Origin of the sequence: Streptomyces sp. cg36, from assembly GCF_041080675.1 — a bacterium.
GTDB lineage: Bacteria > Actinomycetota > Actinomycetes > Streptomycetales > Streptomycetaceae > Streptomyces.
This window is the reverse complement of sequence record NZ_CP163520.1, coordinates 7,913,138-7,937,713: the sequence shown is the minus strand read 5'-3', so window position 1 is coordinate 7,937,713 and position 24,576 is coordinate 7,913,138. Positions and strand designations below refer to the sequence as shown.

Sequence of the window (24,576 nt, the reverse complement as noted above, 5' to 3'; positions counted from 1 at the left end):
TGGAGCGGCAGGGGCCCTCGGCGGCAGCGGTGGCTACCGGGCGTCCGAACCCGCGCTCGTCCACGCGGCGCGCAGCGCCTTCTTGTCCACCTTGCCGACCTTGGTCATCGGCAGCCGGTCGAGCAGGACCGTCTTGCGGGGCGTGTACAGGTCCCCCAGTTCGGCGGTCACCGCGGCGCCGACCGCGTCCGGGTCGACATCGGCGCCGTCCGCCGTGGCCAGGAAGATCTGCACGGCCTCCCCGTACTCCTCGTCCGGCACGCCCAGCGCCGCCGCGTTGCGCACGCCGGGCAGCGTGAGGAGGAAGTCCTCCAGGACCCGGGAGTAGACGTTGTCACTGGTGCTGCCGGTGACGATGATGTCCTTGGCCCGGTCGACGAGATAGAGGTACCCCTCGGCGTCGAGGTAGCCCATGTCCCCGGTCCGCAGCCAGTCGCCATAGAAGGATTCCGCGGTGCGCTCCGGGTCCTCGTAGTAGCCGAGCATCACCGTCTTGCCCCGGACGCACACCTCGCCGACCTGGCGGGCGGGCAGCGCCGTCGTACCGTCCTCCCCGCGGATCTCGATCTCGGTGTCGGAGATCGCGCGACCGCAGCTGCGCCAGAGCTCGGGCCGCCGGGCCGCCTCCGAGGCGAGGTCCTCCGCGCCGAACGCGGTGATGCCGAGCGCCTCCGACTGCCCGTAGCCCTGACTGATCACCGGGCCGAAGACGTCGACCACCTGCTGGAGCCGGGTGGGCGACGAGGCCGCGCCGCCGACGACGATGCGCCGCACCGCGGGCAGCGCCCCCGGCTCGCAACGCGGGTGGTCCAACAGCGCGTACAGCATGGGCGGTACGAACATGGTGGCGGTGATCCGCTCCTCGCGCAGCACCTTCAGCGCCGCGCCCGCCTCGAACTCGGGCAGCACGACGAGGGCGCAGCCCGTGACCAGCGCCTGGATCGACGTGAGGTGGCCACTGGCGTGCGTGAGCAGCGTGGAGACGAGCACCCGGTCCGCGCCCGGGTCCATGGACGGGAAGAAACCCCTGCTGGAAGCGGACTGCGGGGCGTCCTCCACGAAGTCCAGGAGCACGTCGTACAGCCGGTGGTTGTGCGCGGCGAGCTTGGGGCGGCCCAGGGTGCCGCCGGTGTAGAGGACCGTGACGGCCTCGTCCGCGCGCGGCACGGGCACGCGCTCGGGGCGCACCACGGGGCATTCGGCCGCCACGGCCAGCAGGTCCGCGCACTCCTGCTCGCAGGGGCCGATGCTGAGCAGCGCGGGGGCGTGGACGCTGCGGCCGGCCGCGTCCGCCGCGCGCGCCGCGAAGAGCGGGTCGGTGACGACGACGCGCGCCTTGGACTGCTCGACCAGCGCGGCGAGTTCGCCGGGACCCGGCTCGGGCGGCAGGAACACCACGCGGCAGCCGATGAGGTGGACGGCGAGTTGCACCAGTACGGAATCCACGCGGTTGGCCAGGAACAACCCCACACCGTCGCCGGGCGCGAGGCCCTGCCGTATCAGTGCGTGCCCCAAGCCGAACAGCCGCCGCCGCGCCTCCCCGCGGGTCAGCCGCTGCGCCTCCTGGACGAGCGCCTCGGCGTCCTCGTTCTGCTCCCAGTGCTCCAGGATGTGGTCCAGGTACGTCCGCGATTGAGTTGTTTCCTGCGAATTAACGATCATGAATACATGCAAGCACGACACTCAGGGACCGGAGCCTCGCAGGGGGCAACTTCAGCCATCGGGCGCTGAAGCAATACGACCCGTTACATGCTGATATGCCAGCACCCCACGGCTCGTGGGGCCGCATCTACCAACCGGTAGATACGGCGTGCACCAAGAGCCGTTGGGTGGCGCGGGCATAAGCGTCAGCAAACTCGCCTGCGAGCGCGTCCACGGGCCGAAACACATCGCGGGCCTCGCCGCCGCTCGTAGACTCCTCACGTGGCCTGGCGTTCACGAGTACGCGCGCTGCCCGGCGGACCCCTCCTGCGGCATCGTCCGCGCCGGCGACATCTGGCACACAGTGTCGGCGGAGCGGGGGACGGCGGCCCCGTCCGCGTGCGACGCTTGTGTCGCACCGTGCAACACAATCCGCACGCGATGATGGGTGGACCGCGATGCCTCTTGAGGGCGAGTACGAGCCGAGCCCGGCGCAGTGGGTGCGCGAACAGGTCGAGTTGTACGAGAGCTCGGACGGCAAAGAGGGGGGCACGCTCTGGGACACGGGCCTGCCCGTCATCATTCTCACGACGCGCGGCGCGAAGAGCGGCAAGATCCGCAAGATCCCGCTGATGCGCGTGGAACACGAGGGACGGTACGCGGCCGTGGCCTCGAAGGGCGGCTTCCCCCGTCACCCTGTCTGGTACTTCAACATCAAGTCCGATCCCCATGTGGAGCTGCAAGACGGCCCCGTGCGCCAGGACATGACGGCCCGTGAGGTGACCGGGGAGGAGAAGGCCCAGTGGTGGGAGCGTGCCGTCGCCGCGTACCCGCCGTACGCCGAGTACCAGACGGCGACCGACCGCGTCATCCCCGTCTTCGTGCTGGAACCCATGCGGGCGGACGGCCCGACGGACACCTGATCCCGCGCCCACGCCCGGACGCCGGAGCCGCCCCCCATGGGGCCGTGCAGACAGCTCCGGCATCCGGCCTCACCAGCGGTCGGCCGTGAGATCAGTGCGGCCCGCGGAACCCCTCATCCCGCCGTCAGCGCCGCCAGGGCACGGTCCATCGCGGCGTTGAACTCCTCCGGCGCCAGCGGAAGCCGGGACTTGACGTCCCGGCTCCACTGGTCCGCGAGCACCTCGGCGGAGCCCGCCTCGACCCCGTCGAGCGCCGCGTCGGCCAGGTCCGACGGCGCGAGCTTGTCCACGGGCCAGCCCGCGGCCATGTCGGTGTCGGCCAGGCCGAGGTGCACCGCCGTCACGAGCGTGCCCTGCTCGGCGAGCTCCAGACGGACGCCGTTGGTCATGGCCCAGGCCGCGGCCTTGCTCAGGTGGTAGGCATTGGCCTGCTTGCCCCCGAACCACGACATGGCGGAGAGGACGTTCACGATGGCACCCCCGCCGTTGCCGGCGAGCGTCGGCGCGAACTCCCGGATCATCGCCAGGTGGCCGAGCACATTCGTCTCCAGTTCGTGCCGCACCGCGTCCAGCGGTCCGGTCACCAGGTCCGTCCCCGTCTGGATCCCCGCGTTGTTGATGAGCAGCGAGACGTCCCGGGCAGCCTCGGCGGCGGCCCGCACGGACACGGGATCGGCGATGTCCAGGGGCAGCACCTCGACCCCGGGAAGATCCACGCTCTCGGGCCGACGGGCCGTCGCGTAGACCTTGCGGGCACCCCGGTCGAGCAGGCGCTGGGCGAAGGCGCGGCCCAGGCCGCGGTTGGCTCCGGTGACAAGGGCGACTGAGTTGTTGATGTCCATGCCCGGTACGCTAAAACCTGACGTTGACGTCAGAGGCAAGTGCCGCTGATCAGCGCCGATGTGAGAGGAGTCACCATGACCGTCGCAGAGGCCGGTGCCGAGCGGCTGATCCGCATCGGCCAGGTGGCACGGGGTGCCGGGGTCTCGGTGCGCGCCGTGCGCTACTACGAGCAGCAGGGACTGCTCACCCCGGAGCGCAGCCCGTCCGGCCAGCGCCTGTACCGGCAGGACGCCATCCCCCTGATCCACTTCTTCCAGCAGATGTTCGCCGCCGGCCTGACCAGCCGCAGGATCACCGAACTCCTTCCCTGCTGGAACTCCGGGCAGACCAACGCCGAGCAACGCGCGATGCTGCACGCCGAGCGCGACCGCATCCAGGTCAAGGTGGACGAACTCCAGGCCGCGCTGGACCGCCTCAACCAGGTCATCGCGATCACGGAAACGCACCCGTAGATCGCGGGTGGGCGCGCCCGCAGACCGCTCGTGGGCCGGACACCACACCTGCGGTCTGCGGTCTGCGGTCTGCGGTCTGCGGTCTGCGGTCTGCGGTCTGCGGTCTGCGGTCTGCGGTCTGCGGTCTGCGGCAGATTCTCGCCCCTCACCGGCACGGCCCTTCCGGCCGTCCGCGACACCGCCACACCGCCACACCAGCCTCGGGCGTCGGCTGACCCTGTGAACACACCCAAGACATAAACCCCTTGAGGCGCGACTTGAGGCACGACGGCATACGCGACCGGCACGCGATGCGTACACCTGCGGCGGGCAAACGTACGGGCAGGCAATATCACTAAATCGAATGACAGGCCGCCGCCCTTCCTCGCCCGGTCCGGGATCCGACCTAACCTTTCTCTGGATCTGAGTGGCGCCCGCCAGTCAGCCTTTGTTTCTCATTCGACAAGTCGGCCTGCACACAGGCCCGTTGCCCATCACCGACAAGGAACCCGCCGATGCCCGTGGCTGCCAGCCCACAGCAGGAGTCGCCGGTGCACGTGGGACACACCTCGGTGACAACCAGCGTCCGGCCGTTACGGTTTGGGCCGCGTCGGGGATGCGGAAGCCCGCCCTCGCTGATCGCTGCGACCGGCCGACCCTGTGGCTGTACATGTGCTGAGCCGAGAGCAGTGCCGGGCCGCATGGATGCGGCGCCCGCCCCGCCTCGGGGATCCCCGTCTCCCGGACACGGCAGTACCCCGCACGCCCGCCCGGAGTTCCCGGGCGCCGTCAGTGTGCTTGCACCCATCCGCTCACCAAGGAGTCATGGATGTCCGGTCCCACTCACTACGCGGTGCCGACGCGAGGCCCACAGGCCCTGACCGTGTCCGCCCCACCAGGGGAAGCCGACGATTGCCGCGAGGACGACGCGGTGTGCGCCGAAGAGTCCACGGAGAACTGCGCCACCGCACCGGCCGACGACACCGAACTGGCCGACGGCACCACACCGGCCGCAGAGTCACCGTGCTGCGAGGTCGAAGAGGCGCGGGAAGAGAGCGCACTAGATGATCCCGCCCCCACCGACAATGTGCTGGAGCGCGTTCTGGGCGGCCCGACCGGCCTGGGGACGGCGGGCCTGAGCCTGGCCCGCCGCGCCCAGCCGCCGGTGCCGGCGCCGTGCCGGGTGATCCCCGGCCTCTACTACCACCCCGTACCCGAGCCCGATCCCGTACGGGTCGCAGAGGTGAGCCGCCGGATCAAGGACTGGGCCGTCGACGAGGTGAAGCTGTATCCGCCCGAGTGGGAGGACCAGTTCGACGGGTTCTCCCTGGGGCGATACATGGTCGCCTGCCATCCGGACGCCCCCACCATCGAGCATCTGATGGTCGCCACCCGGCTGATGGCCGCGGAGAACGCGGTGGACGACTGCTACTGCGAGGACCACGGCGGCTCACCGGTGGGCCTCGGCGGACGACTCCTGCTGGCGCACACCGCGCTGGACCCGGTGCACACCACGCAGGAGTACCAGGCCACTTGGGCCGACTCGCTCCACAGCGACGCACCCAGGCGGGCCTACCGCTCCGCCATGGACTACTTCCTCCAGGCCGCCAGCGCCTCCCAGGCCGACCGGTTCCGCCACGACATGGCCCGGCTGCACCTGGGCTACCTCGCCGAGGCCGCCTGGGCCCAGACCGAGTACGTACCGCAGGTGTGGGAGTACCTGGCGATGCGGCAGTTCAACAACTTCCGCCCCTGCCCCACCATCACGGACACCGTCGGCGGTTACGAACTGCCCGCCGACCTCCACGCCCAGCCGGCCATGCAACGGGTCATCGCACTGGCGTCCAACGCCACCACCATCGTCAACGACCTGTACTCCTACACCAAGGAGCTCGCCAGCCCCGGCCGGCACATGAACCTGCCCGTGGTGCTCGCCGACCGCGAGGACCTCGACGAGCGCGAGGCGTACCTCAAGGCCATCGAGGTCCACAACGACCTGATGCGCGCCTTCGAATCCGAGGCCGCCGCCCTGGCCCTCGTCTGCCCCCTCCCCCAGGTCGCCCGCTTCCTGCGCGGGGTGGCGACGTGGGTCGACGGCAACCACCACTGGCACCAGACCAACACCTACCGCTACGGCCTTCCCGATTTCTGGTAACCAAGGAGAACATCTTGTCCAACACCGCCGCTCCCACCGTCACCATCCCCGGCCCGGCGACCCCCTACCAGGGGGACATCGCCCGCTACTGGAACAACGAGGCACGGCCGGTGAACCTGCGCCTCGGTGACGTGGACGGTCTCTACCACCACCACTACGGCATCGGGGCCGTCGACGAATCCGCGCTCGGCGATGCCACGGACGGCGACCGCGAGGCGAAGCTCATCGCGGAGCTGCACCGCCTGGAGTCCGCGCAGGCCGATCTGCTGCTGGACAACCTGGGAGACATCCAGTCCAACGACCTTCTGGTGGACGCGGGTTGTGGCCGCGGCGGGTCCATGGTGATGGCGCATCAACGCTTCGGCTGCTCGGTCGAGGGCGTCACCCTCTCCGCCAAGCAGGCCGACTTCGCCAACCAGCGCGCCAAGGAACTGGGCATCGAGGGCTCGGTGCGCGCCCACGTCCGCAACATGCTCGACATGCCCTTCGCCACCGGGCAGGCGGCGGCCTCCTGGAACAACGAGTCGAGCATGTACGTCGACCTGCACGACCTCTTCGCCGAACACGCCCGCGTCCTCGCCCCCAGCGGCCGGTACGTGACCATCACCGGCTGCTGGAACCCGGTCTACGGGCAACCCTCCAAGTGGGTCTCCCAGATCAACGCCCACTTCGAGTGCAACATCCACTCGCGCCGCGAATACCTGCGGGCCATGGCCGACAACCGCCTCGTCCCCCAGACCATCACGGACCTCACCCCGGCGACCCTCCCCTACTGGGAGCTGCGCGCCACCTCGTCCCTCACCACGGGCATCGAGGAGGCGTTCATCAACTCCTACAGGGACGGCTCGTTCCAGTACCTCCTGATCGCAGCCGACCGCATCTGACCGCTCCAGCGGCCTGTATGACGCCGTGCGGGAGACAGCCGGACCGGGGGCACACCGGCCCATGGCCGGTCGGCCCGGCAGGGGACGCTCACGCGGATCACCACGTGGTCGGCAGACCGTCCCACATCTCCCGCACGGCCAGGGGACGGCAGCTCAGAGTGCGCAGAAAGCGTTGAGTGCGCCCTCCTGGGTGTGGGTCTGGCCAGGGGTGCCCTGGACCAGGTGGTTCTCGTTGTTCGCCTCGACCACCTGCTTGCTTCCGTCGTCGCTGGTGATGTGGAAGCTGTAGTAACCGGGGACGGCACCATTGTGGTACCAGGCGGTTCGGCCGCAGGAGGTGTCGACGCGCATCAGGCCCAGGCCGTAGGTGGAGCCCGCGATACCGGTGGGAACCGTGGTCTTGAGTTCGGCCTGCTGCGCGGGCGGCAGCAGGGTGCCGCCGACGAGGGCGCGTTCGAAGGTGCCCAGGTCGTCCAGGGTGGAAATGATGGCACCGGCGGTCTGGGTGGCCTGGACGCTGGTCACGGTCATGTCCAGCATGACCGGCCCGGCCAGGTAGTAGCCGTGCAGGAAGTTGCCGTAGATGTTGTTGTCGGTGGTGGGCAGGCTGGTGTCGGCGAGGCCGAGGCGGTCGAAGATCCGGGTCTTCATCTCGGCGGCGGGCTCATTGCCGGTCACCGCACGGATGACCATGCCGGCCAGCACGTAGTTGGTGTTGGCGTACTCCCACTTCTGGCCCGGCTGGGCGTTCGGCGGGCGCTTGCGCAGCGCGCCGTCGACCAACCGCTGCGGCGTCCAGTTGGGGTTGACGGTGTATCCGTCGATGTTCATGGTGTAGTCCGGCAGGTTTGACGTCTGGTTGAGCAGTTGCCGGACGGTGATCTTCGAGCCGTCGTAGCCGTTGGCGTTGACCGCGTTCGGCAGCCACTTCGCCACGGTGTCGTCGAGGGAGAGCAGGCCGTCGGCCTCCAGCAGGAGGACGGTGGCGGCCGTGAAGGACTTGGTGTTGCTGCCGATGCGGAACTTCGCCTTGGGATCGGCGGGAGTACGGGTGCCGCGGTCACCGACACCCGCCTGTATGTACTGCGTCTGGCTGCCGTCGCGCACCAGGCCGACGATGCCGGGATAGCCGTCGGCTATGCCCCTGTCGGCTCCGGCCTTGAGCGCCACGGCTGCCTCCGGGACCGCTGCGGTGGCCGGGGTGAGACCGGCGGTCAGTCCGAGGCCGCACACCGCGGCGATGATGCTCAGTCTTCTGAGGGCCTTCATGGTTCTCCTCGCCTGGCTGCAATGAAAAGATCACAGGTCAAGCCGGATTGTAGTCAGGCGACTTGCCGGACAGAACGGGCGAGCGGAATGCCCGGCGGTGGCTCCGGCCGTGGCGGTGACTGCGGTACGGGATGTTTCGCCGGCCGGGCTTGAAGCTGCCGTAGCGGAAGCCTCTACCGTCTTGAGCAGGGCCGGAGAATCCGGCCCGGTGAGATACGTGTGGGGGAGGCGGCGATGGCCTGGCCGATCGCGGAGGTCGCCCGGATGTCGGGGGTGACTGCCCGGACACTGCGGCACTACGACGACATCGGCCTGCTGCCACCGGCCTGGATCGGGGCCAACGGCCACCGCTACTACGAGGACCGCCAACTCCTGCGGCTGCAGCAGATCCTCGTACTGCGGGCACTGGGCGTGGGGTTGCCCGAGATCGACCGGATCCTGGCCTCGCAGGTGGACGAGCTGGAGGCCCTGCGGGGCCACCACCGTCGGCTGCTCGACGAACGCGACCGGCTCCACGCCCTCGCCGGCACCGTGGCCCGCACGATCACCGAACTGGAGCAGTCCAGGAAGGACGGCACAGCCATGATCACCATCAGCCGGCCGGAGAACCTCTTCGAGGGCGTCCGGCCCGCCCACTGCATGAAGGTCCTGCACGACTACCCGGAACTGGTCGGGGCCTTCGAGCGGCAGACGTCGACGTGGACCGAGGCCGAGAGCGAGGCCGACGAGCGCGAGCGCACGGCGCAGATGATCCGGCTGGCCGAGCTGCTGGCCGCCGGCCTGCCCGCCGACGCCGAAGCGGTGCAGGCCGAGATCGACGCCCAGTACCGCACGCTGTCCCGGGTCCGGGCGGCCACCGCTGAGGAGTACCGCGCGATCGGACGTACCTGTGTGGAGAACGAGCACTGGCGCGCGGTGTACGAGGCGATCGCGCCGGGCCTGGCCGCGTACCAGCGGGCCGCCATCGACGCGTACGCCGCGACCCGGCTGCGCTGAGCGGGCAGGGGCCGCCGCCACGGGGGTGCGGCGGCCCCGCACAATTTCGCGTTGCACGCCGAGCGTGCCTAGGTGCCTGCTCCGCGTGGCTCGCTCATGCGCCAGAAGGCTTCGAGGTGTGGTGCGAAGCCCGGTGCCGCGGCGACGAAGTGACCGGCGCCCGGGTGCACGCCGCGCCGGGCAGCGAGTACGGCCGCGAGTGCGTCGCAGATGCGCTCCAGCGCCGCCGCATGACCTCCCGAGGCGACGAGTACGGGAACACCGGCCTCCCGGATCGCATCCAGCCGTGGGCGCGCCTGACTGGTCGGCCGAGCGCCGTGCGCCCGCCGCACACCTGCGATCACCTTCTCCGGAATCGGGCCGTCGCCCAGCGGCGCGCCCGTGAGACGCAGGAACTCCCGCAGCTCGGCCGGGTCCGCCTCCATCCCCTGTGTGAGGACGGCGTCGCCGATGCGCTCAAGCCGCGCCACCTCGGCATCGCCCGGAACGAGATAGTTGAGCGGCGGCTCGATCAACGTCAGCGAGCGCACGCTGCCCGGATCGGCAGCGGTCGCGATCAACGTCCCCAGAACGCCGTAGGAGTGCGCGACCACGTGAGGGCGGCCGACGAGCAGCGGTGCCAGGTCCAGGGCATCGACTTCGAAGTCCTGGCGTTCTTCGGGCGGTGGGCTCGGCGGATAGCCCCGGCGGTGTACGTACGCCATGGTCCACCGCTCGGAGAGCGCGGCGAGAGCACCCCAGGTCGTCCGCGGGCCGGCACCGCCGTGCACCAGCAGGACCTCCGGCCCGTGCCCCTCCCGCGCGACTGCGATTTCGCCCACGCGGGCGAGCTTAACGGCACGGGACGCTCTCCCGGAGGTACCCTTCGTACGTGACGACCTTGCCATGAACATCGGCTCATAGCGGAATGCCGCCGGGCGCACCCGGCCCCGGCCCCCCGTCCGTGTGACCCGGCCCCGCACCGTCCAGGCCGATGTCGAAATCGTGCCACCGGCTCCGTCCCAGGTACATCGGCGGACCACAAGGGGCCGTTGGGGAAGCAAGGAGAGACCGTATGGCGATCGAGCGGATGGACAACGTCGGCATTGTCGTCCAGGACATGGACGCCGCCGTCGCGTTCTTCACGGAACTGGGTTTGGAACTGGAGGGCCGGACACGGATCGAAGGTCCGGTCGCCGACGAGTGCACCGGACTCGACGGCGTCCGCTGCGACATCGCGATGCTCAGGACCCCGGACGGCCACAGCCGCCTCGAACTGGCCAAGTACCTCAGCCCCGCGGTCATCAGCGGCGGACCGGGAAACCGGCCGCACAACATCGCGGGCACGCACCGCGTCATGTTCGCCGTGGACGACATCCAGGACACCGTCACCCGCCTGCGCCCCCATGGCGGCGAAGTCCTGGGCAAAATCGCCCAGTTCCAGGACAGTTACCTGCTCTGCTACCTCCGCGGCCCCGACGGCATCATCGTCGGACTCGCACAGGAACTGCACTGACAACACCAAGCCCCTGTGTGTGCCGCTCTGCGGCGGCACAGCGGTGAGGGCCGCGAACCCGCGGGCCGCGGCCCTCACCGACAGGCGACGATCAGACGCCCCAGCGCAGGGCGATGGTGTCGCCCACGTTGATGACCTTCTCCCGCAGGGCCCCGGCGAAGGCCGAGCCGTCGACGCCGACCTTCCAGGTGTTCGAGCCGCTGTTGGCCTTGCCGTTGACCGCGGTGATGGTTCCGGTGCCCGACGACGGGGTCACCCCCGTGACACAGCCCGAGGGGCTGGCGCCGCTGGTGGCGGCGGCCAGCACATCGCCGAGGGTGGTGGTCGTCCCGGTCGGGGTGAACGCCACCGAGCACACCTTGAGGCTGCCCGCACCGTCGTCGACGGTCAGCGCCAGCTTGGTGGCCGTACCGGCAGTGAAGGTGGGCTGGGCGACCCACTGCGGGGCGCCGGGGGTCACCGGCACCGGCGGAGCCGTGGTGAAGCCACCGCCCGCGACGGCGCGCAGCGCGTCGATCGAGGAGTACGCGGAGGGGGTGGTGTCGGAGGGCTGGTACTTGAAGCCGCCCGCCGGGTTGTACTGGTTGGCTATCAGGAAGTCGACCGGCGTCTTGCCGCTGGACGTCAGGAAGTCACCCGTCTGCGGGTTGAAGCCGCACGCGTTCAGACCGGCCACGCCCCAGCCGTTGGAGCTGGTGTTGACCCCGTACAGGGAGTTGAACGCGCCGGTCCCCGAGACGAGGGTGCTCTTGAGGAAGTTCTTCGCCTTCACGACGCCCGTGTCGGTGCTGGGCACGCCCGAGACGCACAGGGCGGCCATGGCGGCGCCGGTCATGTCGACGTCGCTCGCGGAGTTCAGGACGGTGGGGTTGCCCTCGCCCTTCTGGAAGGTCCAGCCGCCGTCCACGTGCTGGTTGGCGCGGATGCGGGTGACCATGGAGTCGGTGAGCGCCTGCGGCACGCGCTTGCCGCCGCTCTGGGTCTTGGCGCCGCCCAGCGAAAGGGCCGCGAAGACCGTGCCGTTGAAGTTGCCCGACGGACCGAAGTAACCCGCCTCGGCCGTCTGCCAGTAGGAGTAGACGTTCGCGACGAGATTGCGCGAGTCCGAGACGCGGGCCGGGTCGATGCCGGCGGCGTAGGCGTTGAGCGTGCCGCGCTCGTAGTCGGTCACGACCGGCGATGCCTGCGGCCAGCCCGCCGTGGACAGCAGGTTGCGGTAGACGGTCCGGGCGTTCTTCGACGTGTCGCCCCCCGGGTAGACGTCGACGACGGCCGTGCCGGTGGCCGCGAAGGCGCTGAACGCCCACTCGTTGGACAGTCCGGAGCCGGCGTACGAACCGTCCGCCGCCTGAAGGGACTTGAGGTAGTTCACACCGTTGGTCTTGGAGGTGGCGATCTGTGCGGGCGAGGACGTGGCGAAGGCGGGCAGCGCGGTGAGGGCGAGGGCGCCGAGCGCCGCGGGCAGTGCGAGCGCCAGACGGCGGGAGGTGCGGGGTCGGGACATGGCCTGCTCCTGGAATGAGGGACGCCGACCTGACCGGGGCTCACGCGGACGGCGCCCGGAGCCCGGCAGCGGCCGTCCGAACGCGTGGTACGGCTTGTGCATTGCCTGGCCATATGGGCATTCGGGCTCGGAAACGGCCCCCTGCCGTTCCACACCGCTGCGCGTCAGCCCCGGATTCGCACCAGGTTCCCCCATGTGGCAGGCCAGGACGCTACCCGAGCGATCAGGGGTCCGCCAGCCACGCCGAACGGATTCTGCCGCGTGGGGAGTTCGGCCCGCGAGGTGAGACGCAGCCCACCTTGACGCTGTCTTTATCCACGTGGTCCACTCCGACTGATAAGCACTCAGCTCCAGGGGAAGCCGGTCGAAATCCGGCACTGACCCGCAACCGTGGGCCCGGCACCGTCCGGGCGAGTCGGAATGCCTGGAGCCAGGTTTTGCAGCGAGAAACGCCGTCGCGGACTACGGCGTGGTGCCACCGGTTTCCCCGGGCCCCCTCGGGCCGCGGAAGCCCCTTTGCCACGCACTGGTCCGCCCGGCCGACACGAGGGGCCGTGGTGGGGACCGCACAGCAACCAGAGCAGCGCACGGGGCGCAGACGGCTCCTGTCGCTCGTATCGGCGGCGGTGCTGACCGTCGCCGCGGGCGTGACCTTCGTGAGCGGGACCTCCCCCGCCTCCGCCGACCCCCTCGAGAAGTGCACGGCCACCACCGGCGCCATCGTCGCCGTGGATTTCGGCCCCTTCGGCGGCAAGGTCGAGCGCGGCTGCGACACGACCCCGACCACCGGGTACGAGCTGCTGCGCACCGGCGGGTTCACCACCACCGGCACGGTCCACGACGGGGACGCGTTCGTCTGCCGCATCGGCAAGGGTTCCGGTACGCAGTACCCCACCCCGGACAAGGAGGACTGCGTCCTCACCCCGCAGGCCACCGCCTACTGGTCGTACTGGATCGCCTCCCTGGGGCAGAAGAGCTGGACCTACAGCCCGCTCGGCGCGATGGCCCGCACGCCCAAGCCGGGTGACGTGGACGCCTGGGTGTTCGGCGGCACGGACGTCGGCGGCACCTCCGGCAGGCCCGCGTTCTCCCCCGACGACGTCCGCTCCGCCGACGCCATCACCCCGGACCCGACCGTCCCCACCGAGCCGCCCAAGGTGCCCGCCGGAAAGGTCGACGTCCCGGCCGCCACCCGCTGGATCACCAGCCAGCTCAAGGACGGCAAGCGGGTCGTGGACGGCTCGGACACCAACTACTTCCTCACCACCGAGGCCGTGTTCGCCCTGGCGGGCGCCGACCCGAAGAGCCCGGCCGCCAAGAAGGCCGCGGACTTCCTCGCCGAGCCCGAGCAGACCGACGCCTACGCCTACCCGGCCGGCAAGAACGCGGTTCCCGACGCCACCGCCGCCTCCCGCCTCGCCCTGGTCGCCGAAGCCACCGGCAAGGACCCCCGCGCCTTCGGCGGCCACGACCTGCTCGGCGATCTCCTCAAGTACCTCTGCCCGCGTGACATCGGCGACGGCGACACCGTCGACGGCTGCCTCACCAAGGGCGACTTCCGCACGACCGGGCAGTCCGACGCCCAGGCCATGGCCGTCATCGCCCTGTCCAACGGCGGCGCCACCCTCCCCGCCATCGCCGTGAACCGCCTCACCGGCCTGCAGTGCGAGAACGGCGGCTTCACCTCCGTCCTCATCCGCTCCGGCGGCTGGTGCGACAGCGACGCGAACTCCACCGGCCTGATCACCCTCGCCCTCCAGCACGCGGGCGGCCACAACACCGCCGTGCAGAAGGCCCGCGCCTACCTCAAGAAGACCCAGCTCGCCACCGGCGCCTGGCCCTCCTCCGCCACCTCGACCACCGGCAGTCCCGCCTCCACCGCCTGGGCCGCGCAGGCCCTGCGCGCCCTGGGCGACACGGCGTTCGCGGACGCCGGTACCTCCTGGCTCTCCCGGCACCAGTTCCCCGAGGGCGGCTTCGGCTTCGAGGAGGACGACACCGCGTCGCGCCTGTTCGCCACCTCGCCCGCCACCGTCGCCGCCGTCAAGAGCGACCTGGTCGCACTGACCACGAAGGCGAGCGACCCGCCGACCACTCCCCGGCCCGGCGACGGACCCGACCTCAAGAAGGGCGTCGCCTACCTCACCGACACCTCGCGCCTGATCCAGGGCCGCTACTACGAGAGCGGCCCCGGCACCCGCTTCGCGGACTACGGCCTGACCGTCGACGGCGCGTTCGCCCTCGCCGCGACCGGCGGCGACAACACCGTCCTGCGCAACATCGTCGACTTCCTCGACAAGGGCGGCAAGGACGGCAAGGGCCGCACCGTCAACGACTACATGCTGATCGGCACCAAGTACGCCGGCGGCGGTTCCATCGGCAAGACCGCGCTGCTCGCCGAGGCCGTCGGACGCAACCCGCGCGACTTCGCCGGGAAGAACCTCATCTCCGCCCTGGCCGCGGGCCGGTGCGGGGCCAAGGACACCACGTCCACCCCGTACTGCGCGGGCAAGGGCGCCTACCAGAACGCCAAGTCCGTCTTCGACCAGTCCCTCGGCGTCATCGCCCAGCTCCGCGCGGGCGACGCGACCGCCGCGAGCGGCCCGGCCGCCTACCTCAAGAGCGTCCAGCAGTCCTCGGGCGCCTGGCCCAGCCTCATCGGCAAGGCCAGCGACATCGAGGTCGACTCCACCGCGATGGCCGCCATGGCGGTGGCCCTGCTGCCCGACGCCGACTCCCGGCAGGCGGTCGACAAGGCCCTCGCCTGGCTGGCCACCCAGCAGAAGCCGGACGGCGGCTTCCCCGGCGCCTCCGGCAACTCCGTGAACTCCGCCGCCCTCGCCGTCCAGGGGCTCTCCCTGGACGCGGTCAAGTACCGGACGCAGATCGCCAAGGCGCGCACGTTCCTGGCGAGCCAGCAGAACGGCGACGGCGGCTTCCGGATCGCCAAGGAGGGCCAGCCCGGATCCGACGTCCGCGCCTCCACGCAGGCCGTCGGCGGCGCCACCGGCATCTCCTTCGGCCTGCTGACCCGCGACCTGAAGGGCACCAGCCCCCAGCCGCTGCCCACCACCGGCGCCACCCCGGGCACCTCCACCGGCAGCACCGGCGCACCCGCCATCGTGACCCCGGGCGACGCCGCGGGCGGCACGGGCAGCACCGGCGGCACCTCGTCCGGGACCGGCCCGCTGGCCTCCACCGGCACCCAGGCCGGCGCCCTCGCCTGCGCGGCCGTGCTGCTCACCCTCGGCGGCTGGAGCGTCACCCGCGCCGCCAGGCGCCGCCGCCCGAACCCGGGCAGCGACGCATGAGCGGCGACCGGGTCGGGCGCGCCCTCGCCCGCACAGCGGCGGCCCTCGGGCTGACGGTGGCGGCCTTCGCCGCCGCCACGGCCCCCGCGGGCGCCGCCCCGCAGCCGATGGGCCAGTGCACCACCAGCTCCGGCGCCGTCCTCGCCGTGGACTTCAGCCACTGGGGCGGACCCATCTACCGCTCCTGCGGAACCACCCCCACCACCGGCTACGAACTCCTCAACCAGGGCGGCTGGGCCACCACCGGCACCGGCCACGACGGGCCCGCCTTCATCTGCCGCATCGGCTACAGCGGCTACCAGGGCGGCAAGCAGTACCCCACCTCCCAGCAGGACGACTGCGTCCTGACCCCGCCGGCCTCCGCCTACTGGTCCTACTGGCACGCCGACCCGGGCCAGAACAGCTGGCAGTACAGCCAGCTCGGCGCGATGCTCTACAAGCCGAAGCCCGGCAGCGTGGACCTGTGGATCTTCGGCGGCACCGACGTCCAGGGCACCAAGGGCCGCCCCGTCGTCACCCCCGACCAGCTGCGCGCCAAGAACGCCCGGCCCACTGGCGGGGGCCAAACGGTCCCCAAGGACACCCGCACGGCCGCTCCGCTGCCGCCGGGCGTCAACACCGGCCCCAAGCCCGAGAACCCGCCCCCGGCCGCCCCGGCCCCGACCGCCTCCACGCCGCCGAGCCCCACCGCCTCGCCGAGCCCCAGCGCGAGCGCCTCGCCCAGCGCCTCACCGGCCACCTCGGGAGCGCCGACGCCGAACACCGCGGCGGGCAACTCCGCCTCGGGCACCAAGGTCCTCAACGCCGAACCCGCCGCCGACGCCGCCCACGACACCGGCTCCTACCTGCCCGCCGTCGCCACCGGGGCCGTGGTCCTGCTGATCGGCGCCGCCGCCGCGTACGCGGCCAAGCGCCGCCGCCGTACGGAGTAGCCTGGTGTCCCGCACCACCACGGCCGCGGCCTCGCCGCCCGTGTCCCCGCCCGCCGCGGACACGGGCGGACGCCGTCTGCCCCGCACCCTGCACCCGGTCGCCTGGTGGGTCTGGGCCCTGGCCCTGGCCACCGCCGTCAGCCGCACCAACAACCCGCTGCTGCTCTTCCTCGTCCTCGCGGTCCTCGGCTACGTGATCACCATGCGCCGCACCGAGGCCCCCTGGGCACGCGGCTTCAAGTACTACCTCTACCTCGCGCTGAGCGTCGTCGCGATCCGCGTCACCTTCCGCGCCGTCTTCGCGACCGGCATCACCCCCCGCGACCACTTCCTCTTCTCCCTGCCCCACATCCCCACCCCCGACTGGTACGCGGGCATCCAACTCGGCGGCCCCGTCTCCCTGGAGGCGCTGCTCTCCGCCGCCACCGACGGGCTGCGCCTGGCCTGCATGCTGTGCTGCGTCGGCGCCGCCAACACCCTCGCCAACCCCAAACGGGCCCTGCGCGTCCTGCCGGGCGCCCTGTACGAACTCGGCGTCGCCGTCACCGTCTCCATCAGCGTCGCCCCGCAGCTCGTCCAGAGCGTGCAGCGCGTGCACCGGGCCAAGCGGCTGCGGGCCAGCCGTTCCAAAGGGCTGCGGGCGCTGCGCGGCATCGTCGTCCCCGTACTCGAAGACGCCCTGGAGCGCTCGCTGCGGCTGGCCGCCGCCATGGACTCCCGCGGCTACGGTCGCGCCGGGACCGCCACCCGGGGCTCGCGCCGCCTGACCGGTGCCCTGATGCTGCTGGGCATGTGCGGCCTGTGCGCCGGGTCCTACGGCCTGCTCGACGCCACCGCACCCCGGCTGCTGGGCCTGCCCGCCATGGGCGCGGGCGCCCTGCTGTGCTTCGCGGGCCTGCGCCTGGGCGGGCGCCGCATCACCCGCACCAGCTACCGGCCCGACCCCTGGCAGTTCGCCGAGTGGGCGGTGGCCGGGTGCGGGATGCTCTCCGCCGTCCTGCTCTTCACCAACGTCGGCTTCGACGCCGCCGAGCTCAACCCGTCCATCTACCCGCTCAGCTGGCCCACCCTGCCGCTGGTGCCCGCCGCGGCCATCCTCCTGGCGGGCGCCGCCGGATTCCTGGCCCCGCCGCCCGCCCCCGCCACCCGGCCCACCGTCGCCGCACCGCGCACCGAGGAACCCAAGTGATCACCTTCGACCAGGTCAGCGTCCACTACGAGGACGCGGACGGACCGGTCCTGCGCGATGTGGACCTGACCGTCGAGGAGGGCGAACTGTGCCTCGTCGTCGGCCACACCGGCGTCGGCAAGTCCACGCTCCTCGGCGCCGTCAACGGCCTCGTACCGCACTTCACCGGAGGCACCCTCTACGGGCGGGTGACCGTCGACGGCCGCGACACCGCCGAGCACCCGCCGCGCGAACTGGCCGACGTGGTCGGCGTGGTGGGCCAGGACCCGCTCGACTCCTTCGTCACCGACACGGTCGAGGAGGAACTCGCCTACACCATGGAGCAGTTGGCGGTTCCCCCGGCCACCATGCGCAAGCGGGTGGAGGAGACCCTCGACCTCCTCGGCTTGGCCGACCTGCGCCACCGCGCCCTGCACGAGCTCTCCGGGGGCCAGCAGCAGCGCGTCGCCATCGGCTCGGTGCTCACCGCGCACCCCCGCGTCCTCGTCCTGGACGAACCCACCTCCGCGCTCGACCCGACCGCCGCCGAGGAGGTCCTGGCCGCGGTCACCCGCCTCGTCCACGACCTCGGCGTCACCGTCCTGCTGGCCGAACACCGCCTGGAACGCGTCGTGCAGTACGCCGACCGCGTCATCCAGCTGCCCGGCGACGGCCGCGTCGTCTCGGGGCCGCCCGCGACGGTGTTCCGCACGACGTCCATCGCGCCGCCCATCGTGGAGCTCGGCCGCGCGGCCGGCTGGGACCCGCTGCCCCTGTCCATCCGCGACGCCCGCCGCGCCGCAGCTCCGGTACGCGGGGAACTCGCCGACACCGAGCCCGCACCCGCCCGACCGCCACTGGCCGCCGACCGGCCCACCCTCCTCACCGCGCACGGCGTCACCGTGAGCTACCACGGCGTACCGGCCGTCCGCGCCGTCGACCTGGCCCTGCACGGCGGCGAGGTGACCGCCCTCATGGGCCGCAACGGCTCCGGCAAGTCCTCCCTGCTGTGGGCGCTCCAGGGCTCGGGGCCCCGTACGGCGGGCTCCGTGCGCATCCCCACGGGCCCCACCGGCACCGCCGACCCCCGCAAGCTCCCCGCCACCCAGGCGCGCAAGCTGGTGGGCCTGGTCCCGCAGACCCCCACCGACCTGCTGTACCTGGAGACGGTGAAACAGGAACTCGACCAGGCGGACGCCGAGTCGGCCGTAACCGCGACCGGCACCACGGCCCGCGCGCTCCTGGACCGGCTGGCCCCCGGCATCGCGGACACCACGCACCCGCGCGACCTGTCGGAGGGCCAGAAGCTCGCCCTCGTCCTCGCCATCCAACTGGCCGCGGCCCCGGACATCCTGCTCCTGGACGAGCCCACCCGCGGCCTGGACTACCGGGCCAAGGAACAGCTCGTCCGCATCGTCGACGACCTCGCCGCCGAGGGCCGGGCCGTGGTCATCTCCACCCACGACGTGGAGTTCGTGGCCCGCGCCGCCGACCGGGTCGTCGTCATGGCCGAGGGCGACATCGTGGCCGACGGACCCACCACGGAAGTCATCGTCGCCTCCCCGGTCTTCGCCCCGCAGACCGCGAAGATCCTCGCGCCGCTCCCCTACCTCACCGTCGCCCAGGCAGTCGCCGCCCTGGGCCGCGGCACCGCGACGGACACCGCCTCATGAGCGCCGCCGGCCCCGCCATCCGGATCCGCCCGCGCGCGGCCGTCGTCATCGCGATGGCCGCCTTCCTCGGGATCGTCGCGTTCTTCTGGCCGTTCCTCGTGGCCCCGGGAAAGTTCGGCTCGAACTACGCGCCTCCGCTGATCTTCGGCGTACTCCTGGTGATCGTGCTGTCGGTGGTCATCTCGGAGATCTCCGAGGGCGGCATCAACTCCAAGGCCCTGGCCATGCTGGGCGTCCTGTCCGCCGTCAACGCCGCCATCCGCCCCCTGGGCGCCGGGACCGCAGGCATCGAGACGGTCTTCTTCATCCTCGTCCTGTCCGGCCGGGTCTTCGGGCCGGGCTTCGGATTCACCCTCGGCTGCACCTCCCTGTTCGCCTCCGCCCTCATCACCGGCGGCGTCGGACCGTGGATGCCCTACCAGATGTTCGGCTGCGCCTTCGTCGGCATGCTCGCGGGCTTCCTGCCCAGGGCCACCGGCAGGCGGGAGGTCGCCCTGCTGGCCGGCTACGGCTCGCTCTCCGGCTATCTCTTCGGCTTCCTCCTCAACCTGTCCTTCTGGCCCTTCTCGCTGGACCCCAACAGCTCCATCGCCTACCTGCCCGGCCTGCCCTTCACCGAGCAGTTCCACCGGTACCTGGCCTTCGACCTCGCCACCTCCCTGGGCTGGGACACCGGCCGCGCGGTCACCAACTTCGTCTGCATCTGCCTGGCCGGACCGGCCGTCCTCACGGTCTTCCGCCGCGCCGCCCGCAAGGCCCGCTTCCAAGCACCCGTCCGCTTCGCCCCCGAGGGCGACGGCGCCCGCCGGGCGTAGAGAACGACGAACCGCATTCCGGGGAGACTTGCCTCCTCACCCCAGGACAGCCGAGCCGACAGGAGCACCCGTGACCACCCGCGTCACCCTCATCTCGCCCGCCATGAGCCCTTCACAGCGGCAGGCCCGCTTCTACGACGGCGACTCCATCGACGCCACCGGTGCGGCCCGCGCCCGCTCGGCGGCCCCCTCGCTGCCCACGTCCAGCCTGGTGAGCGTGTCCCCCAGCGTCCGCTGCCGGGAGACGGCGTCGGCGCTCGGTCTCGACGGGGTGGAGGTGCCCGAGCTGCGAGGGCTGGACGTGGGCCGCTGGCGGGGGTGCACCCTGGACGAAGTGGCGGTTGCCGAGCCGGAAGAAGTGGGCCGCTGGATCGGCGACCCCGACTGGGCGGCGCACGGCGGCGAGTCCGTACGGGACGTGTGCGAGCGGGTCGGGCGCTGGCTCGACGGGGCACAGGAGACCGATGGCCGCCTCCTCGCCGTCGTCGAACCGGAAGTCGTGCGGGCCGCGGCCGTACATGCCGTCGGCCTGCCGGCGACCGCGTTCTGGCGGCTCGACGTGCTGCCACTGACGGCGACGGACCTCAGCGGCCGGGCCGGGCGCTGGAACCTCCGGCTCGGACGGCCGCTGGCCGCGCCGGAGCCAGGCGCCTGACACAGCGTCACATCACCCCCGGTGGCCGCGAGGCGGTGGCCCACACCACGGACAGTGCGCGCCGCGCGCCGACGGGATTCCTGCGCCGCCGTGCAGAGCCCCCATGAGATGGCAGCTCGCCGCGGGCAAGCCGGGCTATCGGACGCGTTCAAGGAACTCCAGCACCCGATGCTCCACCCGCTTGGCGGCCTGCTCGTCGTAGGACGGGAGGCTGCTGTCGGTGAACAGATGCCTGTCGCCGGGATAGAGAAAGAGCTCGGCATCCGTCGCCACCCCGACGAACGCGCGGGCGGCATCCGCATCACCCTCCCTGGCGAAGAACGGATCCGCGTCCATGCCGTGGACCTGGACCGGGACGCCCTGCGGCCAGGAACCGCCGAACTCCGAGACCGGCAGGCACGCCTCCAGCAGCAGCGCGCCCTTCACCCCGGCGCAGGTCTGGGCCAGCCGCTGCGCCGGCAGGACGCCGAGCGAGAACCCCAGGCACACGAGCCCCGCGGGCAGCTCCTCGGCGGCGGCGATCCCGCGCGCGGTGATCGTCTCGAAGCCGGTGCGCTCGGCGTACTCGATGCCCTCTTCGAGCTTCTCGAAGACCCGCCCCTCGAACAGGTCCGGGGCATGGACGATGTGCCCGGCCTCCCGCAGCCGCTCGGCGAACTCCCGTACGCCCGCGGTCAGCCCGTGCCCGTGATGAAGAACCAGCACCTCAGCCATGACGATCCCCCTCGTACCGCGCTGCCAGGGTGGCACCGCGGAACCAGTATGGATCGGGGCACTGACAGTCTTCGGATCCGCTCAGCCGGCCGGCCCCGGCAACCGGTGAAGACACCGGTACGGGTCACCGCCGACGGGCCAGGAGCCAGACGGCCGGCGCCCCCACAAGCCCGGTCGCGCCGATGACGACGCCGGGGTTCAGCTGTGTCCCCAGGGCGCCGGACAGAGCGACCCCCACGCCTTGCACCGTCATGAGCCCGCTCGTCTGCACCGTGAACAGGCGGCCCCGGTAGCCGGGGTCCGTCGCCGCCAGGATCAGCGGGTCGATGCCCTGGTTGCACGCGAAGCCCGCGCCGGAGAGCGCCAGCAGCGCTGCCGCCACGGGAACGGACGGGCCGAGGAGGAAGCCGGTCAGCGGGATCTGGGAGCCGACGGCCAGAGCCGTGATGAGACGGCGGCGGGCGTCGGGGGACAGCCGCGCCACCACGAGTTCGCCGATGACCGTGCCCACGGCGTACCCGGTGAAGAGCCAGCCCGCCGCGGTGGCCGCCGAGCCCGCTTCGGCGGTGTAGGCGACGGCCAGACCGTCGCCCACGGACGAGAAGCCGGGCACGGCCCAGGTCAGCAGGATCAGTCGGCGCAGCGGCCGGTTGGCCCGGATGTGCTGCAGCCCTTCCGCCGAGCCCTTCATCACGGCCCGCAGCGTGCGCTCACCACCGGGATCGCCGGCGGGGGCGGCCGGTGTGCGGTATCCGATGAGTGCGGCGGAGACCACGAAACTGCACGCGTCCACCGCCAGGAGCCACAGCGGTCCGACAGCGGCCACCAGCACACTGCCCACGGCGAATCCGGTCACGACGGCGCTCTGGCTGATGGTCCGCAGCAGCGAACGGCCGATCGGGAAGAGATCCGCGTCCAGCAGGTGGGACAGGCTCGCCGCCCGGGCGCCCTGGAAGAGCGGCGCCACGAACCCGGTGACGAGCAGGAGTCCCAGCAGGCCGAGCGTCGGCATTCCCGGGATCAGCATGGCCGCGATGCAGGCGGCGCTGAGCAGGTCGCAGGTGACCAGGACGCGCCGCGGCCGGAACCGGTCGGCGAGTGACGACAGTACGGTGCCGCCCACGGCGTAGGGAAGGAACGAGCAGACGAGGACCAGCGCCGACCACAGGGCGGAGCCGGTCCGCTGGAAGATGAGGATCGACAGGGCCACCTCGGCGGCCAACGTGCCCACCATGGACACGGCGTGCGCGACGAACACGGCACGCATGCCCGGCACGCGGAGCACCGACCTGACCCCTGGCGCCGGAGCCGTACGGACAGCGGAATCCCGCACAGACTGCCCTCACCTTTCCCGGTTGATCCTGGTGGACCCGGCGGGAGCGACCCACCGGGTCCACCGGGAATCTCACTTCAGACTCCCGCTACCCGCGGATTCAGTGGACGTGACGCATGATGGTTCTCCTTCCCCCATCGAGTTCCCTCATCGAGGGTGGTTGATCCCTCCGGTGTGCTCGCGTGCGACGCGGATTCAGTGAACGTGGCGCATGGCTCCTCCTCTCCAACAACCAGGACGGGCTGAGGATCTGCGTGCTGCTGGTTCAGTGGACGTGACGCATGGCCTTTCCCCCTCTCCTGTCACCTGTGCGGGGCTCGTTCCGGGGCGGTCTCCCGCAGCGGCGGGGCCGTTCCTCAGAACGAAATCTCGAGGCTGTACATCCCGTGCTCGGTCACGTTGGGACGCGGTACGGGCTCGGAGACGAGCCGGGCGTCCGGATATCGGCGGCCGATGGTCCCGAAGGTGCTGCGGGCGACCTGCACGGCGACCTGTGCTCCGAGGCAGGCGTGCGGGCCGCGGCCGAAACCGAGGTGGCGGTTGGGCGTCCGGTCCCACCGCAGGGATTCGGGGTCCTCGAACATCCGGGGGTCCCTGTTCGCCGCACCGAGGAACATCGAGACGACCTCGCCCTTGCGGATCTTCTGCTCGCCGAGGACGGTGTCCTGGACGCAGGCCCGGCTCTCCACGTGCACGGGTCCGGCGAACCTGACGAGCTCGTTGACCGCCTGGTCGGTGTCCACGGGGACCCGCCGCTCGGGCGGTATGCGGAGCAGCGTGAGCAACCCCGTGACGAGGAAGCGGCTGGCCGTCTGGAAGCCGGCTTGCAGCACGACGCGCAAGGAGTTGAGGAGCACGTCGTGGTCGACTCCCGCGCTCGGGGCCCTCTTGACGACGTGGGCGGCGAATCCGTCCGGCAGCGGGGACTTGAGCCACTCCCCGGCCAGTTCGGTGAGAATCGCGCGGGCCTCGACGCCGGGCTGGTAGCACTCGGGCCGGAGGCTGGAGTCCATTCCGTCCACGATGGTGTTCGACAAGGGGATGAACCAGTCCTTGTCGGGCTGGGGAACACCCAGCAACTGGGTGACGGCCCGCAAGGTGAGGGGTTCGGCCACCTTGGAGACGAAGTCGAAGGTCTTCTCCCCCTCCACGGCGGCCAGCAGCTCGTCGAGGGTGTTCTGTACGGTGCGCTCCAGAACCTCCGGGTCCGCCGCCTTGAAGCCCTCGAGCATCAAGTGGCGGATGCGGGTGTGCTCCGGCGGGTCGAGGGTCTGGAGGCTGAGCAGGGACGGCGGGGTGTCCACCCCGATCCGGCGCCAGTCCTGGCAGAAGTTCTCCACGTCCCGCAGTGCGGTGAAGGCTTCGTCGTAGCCGGTCACCAGCCATGCTTCGATGTCCGAGTCCCACAGAACCGTGGACTGCTCTTTCCATCGCCGGTATATCGGATGAGGATCGAGCAGGGCGGCCGGTTCCAGCAGGCTCAAGATGTTCGTGTCCGTCACGTGCCGTTCCCTTCAGATGTCATCGCGCGGGCCCCGGCGGGAAGACACATCGCGGGGGATCGTTCCAGCTGCCCCAATAAGCCGGACACGCCTCACACTTGACGCGTCCCGGACGCTGGAGCACACCGTCCCTGTCTGTTTCCGCTCACGGCCCCATCCCCTCGCTCCCCACTGGCAACGCAACGGCGCGCCTTGCTCACCCCACACAGAGGAGCGAGTGCCGCATCAGATACATCCGGTGCGGTTTTTTTCGGCAGCCGCCTCCTGCGGGACCCGAAGAGTGGCCGTCGGCGCGGCAGGGCCGGCTCGCCCATTCCTCGCTGCGCTACGCC

19 protein-coding genes, 1 pseudogene and 2 riboswitches are annotated in these 24,576 nt (G+C 71.3%); of the genes and pseudogenes, 12 read left to right on the top strand and 8 right to left on the bottom strand.

Features of this window, described 5'->3' with window-relative positions:
• Positions 1-33 precede the first annotated feature (33 nt).
• Positions 34-1,662 (bottom strand): class I adenylate-forming enzyme family protein, encoded by a 1,629-nt coding sequence (locus AB5J87_RS34950; RefSeq protein ID WP_369382762.1) that lies wholly within the window; start codon positions 1,660-1,662, stop codon positions 34-36.
• Positions 1,663-2,099: 437 nt separating this feature from the next.
• Here AB5J87_RS34950 and AB5J87_RS34945 point away from each other — a divergent pair, with 437 nt between their 5' ends.
• On the top strand, positions 2,100-2,564 hold the full coding sequence (locus AB5J87_RS34945; RefSeq protein ID WP_369382761.1) for a nitroreductase family deazaflavin-dependent oxidoreductase: 465 nt from the start codon (positions 2,100-2,102) through the stop codon (positions 2,562-2,564).
• A gap of 113 nt (positions 2,565-2,677) precedes the next feature.
• On the opposite strand, the gene AB5J87_RS34940 is transcribed toward AB5J87_RS34945, so the two are convergent.
• Positions 2,678-3,406 (bottom strand): SDR family oxidoreductase, encoded by a 729-nt coding sequence (locus AB5J87_RS34940; RefSeq protein ID WP_369382760.1) that lies wholly within the window; start codon positions 3,404-3,406, stop codon positions 2,678-2,680.
• A 75-nt stretch (positions 3,407-3,481) separates the two neighbouring features.
• Here AB5J87_RS34940 and AB5J87_RS34935 point away from each other — a divergent pair, with 75 nt between their 5' ends.
• From AB5J87_RS34935 to AB5J87_RS34925, 3 genes and pseudogenes are all read left to right on the top strand, one after another.
• Complete coding sequence (locus AB5J87_RS34935) at positions 3,482-3,859, top strand: MerR family transcriptional regulator (RefSeq protein WP_369382759.1); 378 nt, start codon at positions 3,482-3,484, stop codon at positions 3,857-3,859.
• A 1,063-nt stretch (positions 3,860-4,922) separates the two neighbouring features.
• Positions 4,923-5,993, top strand: a pseudogene (locus tag AB5J87_RS34930) (family 2 encapsulin nanocompartment cargo protein terpene cyclase); the annotation flags it as partial.
• Positions 5,994-6,007: 14 nt separating this feature from the next.
• Positions 6,008-6,877 (top strand): geranyl diphosphate 2-C-methyltransferase, encoded by an 870-nt coding sequence (locus AB5J87_RS34925; RefSeq protein ID WP_369382758.1) that lies wholly within the window; start codon positions 6,008-6,010, stop codon positions 6,875-6,877.
• 153 nt (positions 6,878-7,030) lie between these two features.
• Here AB5J87_RS34925 and AB5J87_RS34920 read toward each other — a convergent pair whose 3' ends face one another.
• Positions 7,031-8,146, bottom strand: a complete 1,116-nt coding sequence (locus AB5J87_RS34920; RefSeq protein WP_369382757.1) for a serine hydrolase domain-containing protein — start codon at positions 8,144-8,146, stop codon at positions 7,031-7,033.
• 234 nt (positions 8,147-8,380) lie between these two features.
• On the opposite strand from AB5J87_RS34920, the gene AB5J87_RS34915 reads away from it, so the two are divergent.
• Positions 8,381-9,142: a MerR family transcriptional regulator gene (locus tag AB5J87_RS34915; RefSeq protein WP_369382756.1), complete on the top strand. Its 762-nt coding sequence runs from the start codon at positions 8,381-8,383 to the stop codon at positions 9,140-9,142.
• A gap of 68 nt (positions 9,143-9,210) precedes the next feature.
• Here the strand turns inward: AB5J87_RS34915 and AB5J87_RS34910 are convergent, their stop codons facing one another.
• Positions 9,211-9,963 carry an alpha/beta fold hydrolase gene (locus AB5J87_RS34910; RefSeq protein ID WP_369382755.1) on the bottom strand — a complete coding sequence of 251 codons (753 nt, stop codon included), beginning with the start codon at positions 9,961-9,963 and terminating at the stop codon, positions 9,211-9,213.
• A gap of 233 nt (positions 9,964-10,196) precedes the next feature.
• Here AB5J87_RS34910 and AB5J87_RS34905 point away from each other — a divergent pair, with 233 nt between their 5' ends.
• Complete coding sequence (locus AB5J87_RS34905; protein ID WP_369382754.1) at positions 10,197-10,637, top strand: VOC family protein; 441 nt, start codon at positions 10,197-10,199, stop codon at positions 10,635-10,637.
• A 91-nt stretch (positions 10,638-10,728) separates the two neighbouring features.
• On the opposite strand, the gene AB5J87_RS34900 is transcribed toward AB5J87_RS34905, so the two are convergent.
• Positions 10,729-12,141 (bottom strand): hypothetical protein, encoded by a 1,413-nt coding sequence (locus tag AB5J87_RS34900; protein WP_369382753.1) that lies wholly within the window; start codon positions 12,139-12,141, stop codon positions 10,729-10,731.
• A 94-nt stretch (positions 12,142-12,235) separates the two neighbouring features.
• A riboswitch (cobalamin riboswitch) is annotated at positions 12,236-12,364 on the bottom strand.
• Positions 12,365-12,495: 131 nt separating this feature from the next.
• Positions 12,496-12,566: riboswitch (cobalamin riboswitch) on the top strand.
• A gap of 132 nt (positions 12,567-12,698) precedes the next feature.
• Here AB5J87_RS34900 and AB5J87_RS34895 point away from each other — a divergent pair.
• The 6 genes from AB5J87_RS34895 to AB5J87_RS34870 all read left to right on the top strand — a co-directional run bounded on the left by AB5J87_RS34895 (position 12,699) and on the right by AB5J87_RS34870 (position 20,695).
• Positions 12,699-15,452 carry a prenyltransferase/squalene oxidase repeat-containing protein gene (locus AB5J87_RS34895; RefSeq protein WP_369382752.1) on the top strand — a complete coding sequence of 918 codons (2,754 nt, stop codon included), beginning with the start codon at positions 12,699-12,701 and terminating at the stop codon, positions 15,450-15,452.
• Entirely contained in the window at positions 15,449-16,384 is a 936-nt protein-coding gene (locus AB5J87_RS34890; RefSeq protein ID WP_369382751.1) for a hypothetical protein, read from the top strand. Before AB5J87_RS34895 ends, AB5J87_RS34890 begins: the two co-directional genes overlap by 4 nt.
• Before the next feature lie 4 nt (positions 16,385-16,388).
• Positions 16,389-17,573: an energy-coupling factor transporter transmembrane component T gene (locus AB5J87_RS34885; protein ID WP_369382750.1), complete on the top strand. Its 1,185-nt coding sequence runs from the start codon at positions 16,389-16,391 to the stop codon at positions 17,571-17,573.
• The gene (locus AB5J87_RS34880; protein ID WP_369382749.1) at positions 17,570-19,225 is read left to right on the top strand and encodes an ABC transporter ATP-binding protein; all 1,656 of its coding nucleotides are present in this window, start codon (positions 17,570-17,572) and stop codon (positions 19,223-19,225) included. The genes AB5J87_RS34885 and AB5J87_RS34880 overlap by 4 nt, the downstream gene beginning before the upstream one ends.
• Positions 19,222-20,040 (top strand): ECF transporter S component, encoded by an 819-nt coding sequence (locus AB5J87_RS34875; protein WP_369382748.1) that lies wholly within the window; start codon positions 19,222-19,224, stop codon positions 20,038-20,040. Before AB5J87_RS34880 ends, AB5J87_RS34875 begins: the two co-directional genes overlap by 4 nt.
• Positions 20,041-20,110: 70 nt before the next feature.
• The gene (locus AB5J87_RS34870; RefSeq protein WP_369382747.1) at positions 20,111-20,695 is read left to right on the top strand and encodes a histidine phosphatase family protein; all 585 of its coding nucleotides are present in this window, start codon (positions 20,111-20,113) and stop codon (positions 20,693-20,695) included.
• Between the two features lie 135 nt (positions 20,696-20,830).
• Here the strand turns inward: AB5J87_RS34870 and AB5J87_RS34865 are convergent, their stop codons facing one another.
• The 3 genes from AB5J87_RS34865 to AB5J87_RS34855 all read right to left on the bottom strand — a co-directional run bounded on the left by AB5J87_RS34865 (position 20,831) and on the right by AB5J87_RS34855 (position 24,244).
• Positions 20,831-21,409 carry a dienelactone hydrolase family protein gene (locus tag AB5J87_RS34865; protein ID WP_369382746.1) on the bottom strand — a complete coding sequence of 193 codons (579 nt, stop codon included), beginning with the start codon at positions 21,407-21,409 and terminating at the stop codon, positions 20,831-20,833.
• Between the two features lie 124 nt (positions 21,410-21,533).
• Positions 21,534-22,685, bottom strand: a complete 1,152-nt coding sequence (locus tag AB5J87_RS34860; protein WP_369382745.1) for an MFS transporter — start codon at positions 22,683-22,685, stop codon at positions 21,534-21,536.
• A 413-nt stretch (positions 22,686-23,098) separates the two neighbouring features.
• Entirely contained in the window at positions 23,099-24,244 is a 1,146-nt protein-coding gene (locus AB5J87_RS34855) for a cytochrome P450 (RefSeq protein ID WP_369382744.1), read from the bottom strand.
• Positions 24,245-24,576 lie beyond the last annotated feature (332 nt).

What these genes read in the sequence shown, in the direction of transcription:
- AB5J87_RS34945 (WP_369382761.1), top strand. Translation starts at nt 2,100, where the DNA reads ATGCCTCTTGAGGGCGAGTACGAGCCGAGCCCGGCGCAGTGGGTGCGC.
- AB5J87_RS34900 (WP_369382753.1), bottom strand. Translation starts at nt 12,141, where the DNA reads ATGTCCCGACCCCGCACCTCCCGCCGTCTGGCGCTCGCACTGCCCGCG.
- AB5J87_RS34865 (WP_369382746.1), bottom strand. Translation starts at nt 21,409, where the DNA reads ATGGCTGAGGTGCTGGTTCTTCATCACGGGCACGGGCTGACCGCGGGC.
- AB5J87_RS34915 (WP_369382756.1), top strand. Translation starts at nt 8,381, where the DNA reads ATGGCCTGGCCGATCGCGGAGGTCGCCCGGATGTCGGGGGTGACTGCC.
- AB5J87_RS34935 (WP_369382759.1), top strand. Translation starts at nt 3,482, where the DNA reads ATGACCGTCGCAGAGGCCGGTGCCGAGCGGCTGATCCGCATCGGCCAG.
- AB5J87_RS34890 (WP_369382751.1), top strand. Translation starts at nt 15,449, where the DNA reads ATGAGCGGCGACCGGGTCGGGCGCGCCCTCGCCCGCACAGCGGCGGCC.
- AB5J87_RS34940 (WP_369382760.1), bottom strand. Translation starts at nt 3,406, where the DNA reads ATGGACATCAACAACTCAGTCGCCCTTGTCACCGGAGCCAACCGCGGC.
- AB5J87_RS34875 (WP_369382748.1), top strand. Translation starts at nt 19,222, where the DNA reads ATGAGCGCCGCCGGCCCCGCCATCCGGATCCGCCCGCGCGCGGCCGTC.
- AB5J87_RS34905 (WP_369382754.1), top strand. Translation starts at nt 10,197, where the DNA reads ATGGCGATCGAGCGGATGGACAACGTCGGCATTGTCGTCCAGGACATG.
- AB5J87_RS34950 (WP_369382762.1), bottom strand. Translation starts at nt 1,662, where the DNA reads ATGATCGTTAATTCGCAGGAAACAACTCAATCGCGGACGTACCTGGAC.
- AB5J87_RS34920 (WP_369382757.1), bottom strand. Translation starts at nt 8,146, where the DNA reads ATGAAGGCCCTCAGAAGACTGAGCATCATCGCCGCGGTGTGCGGCCTC.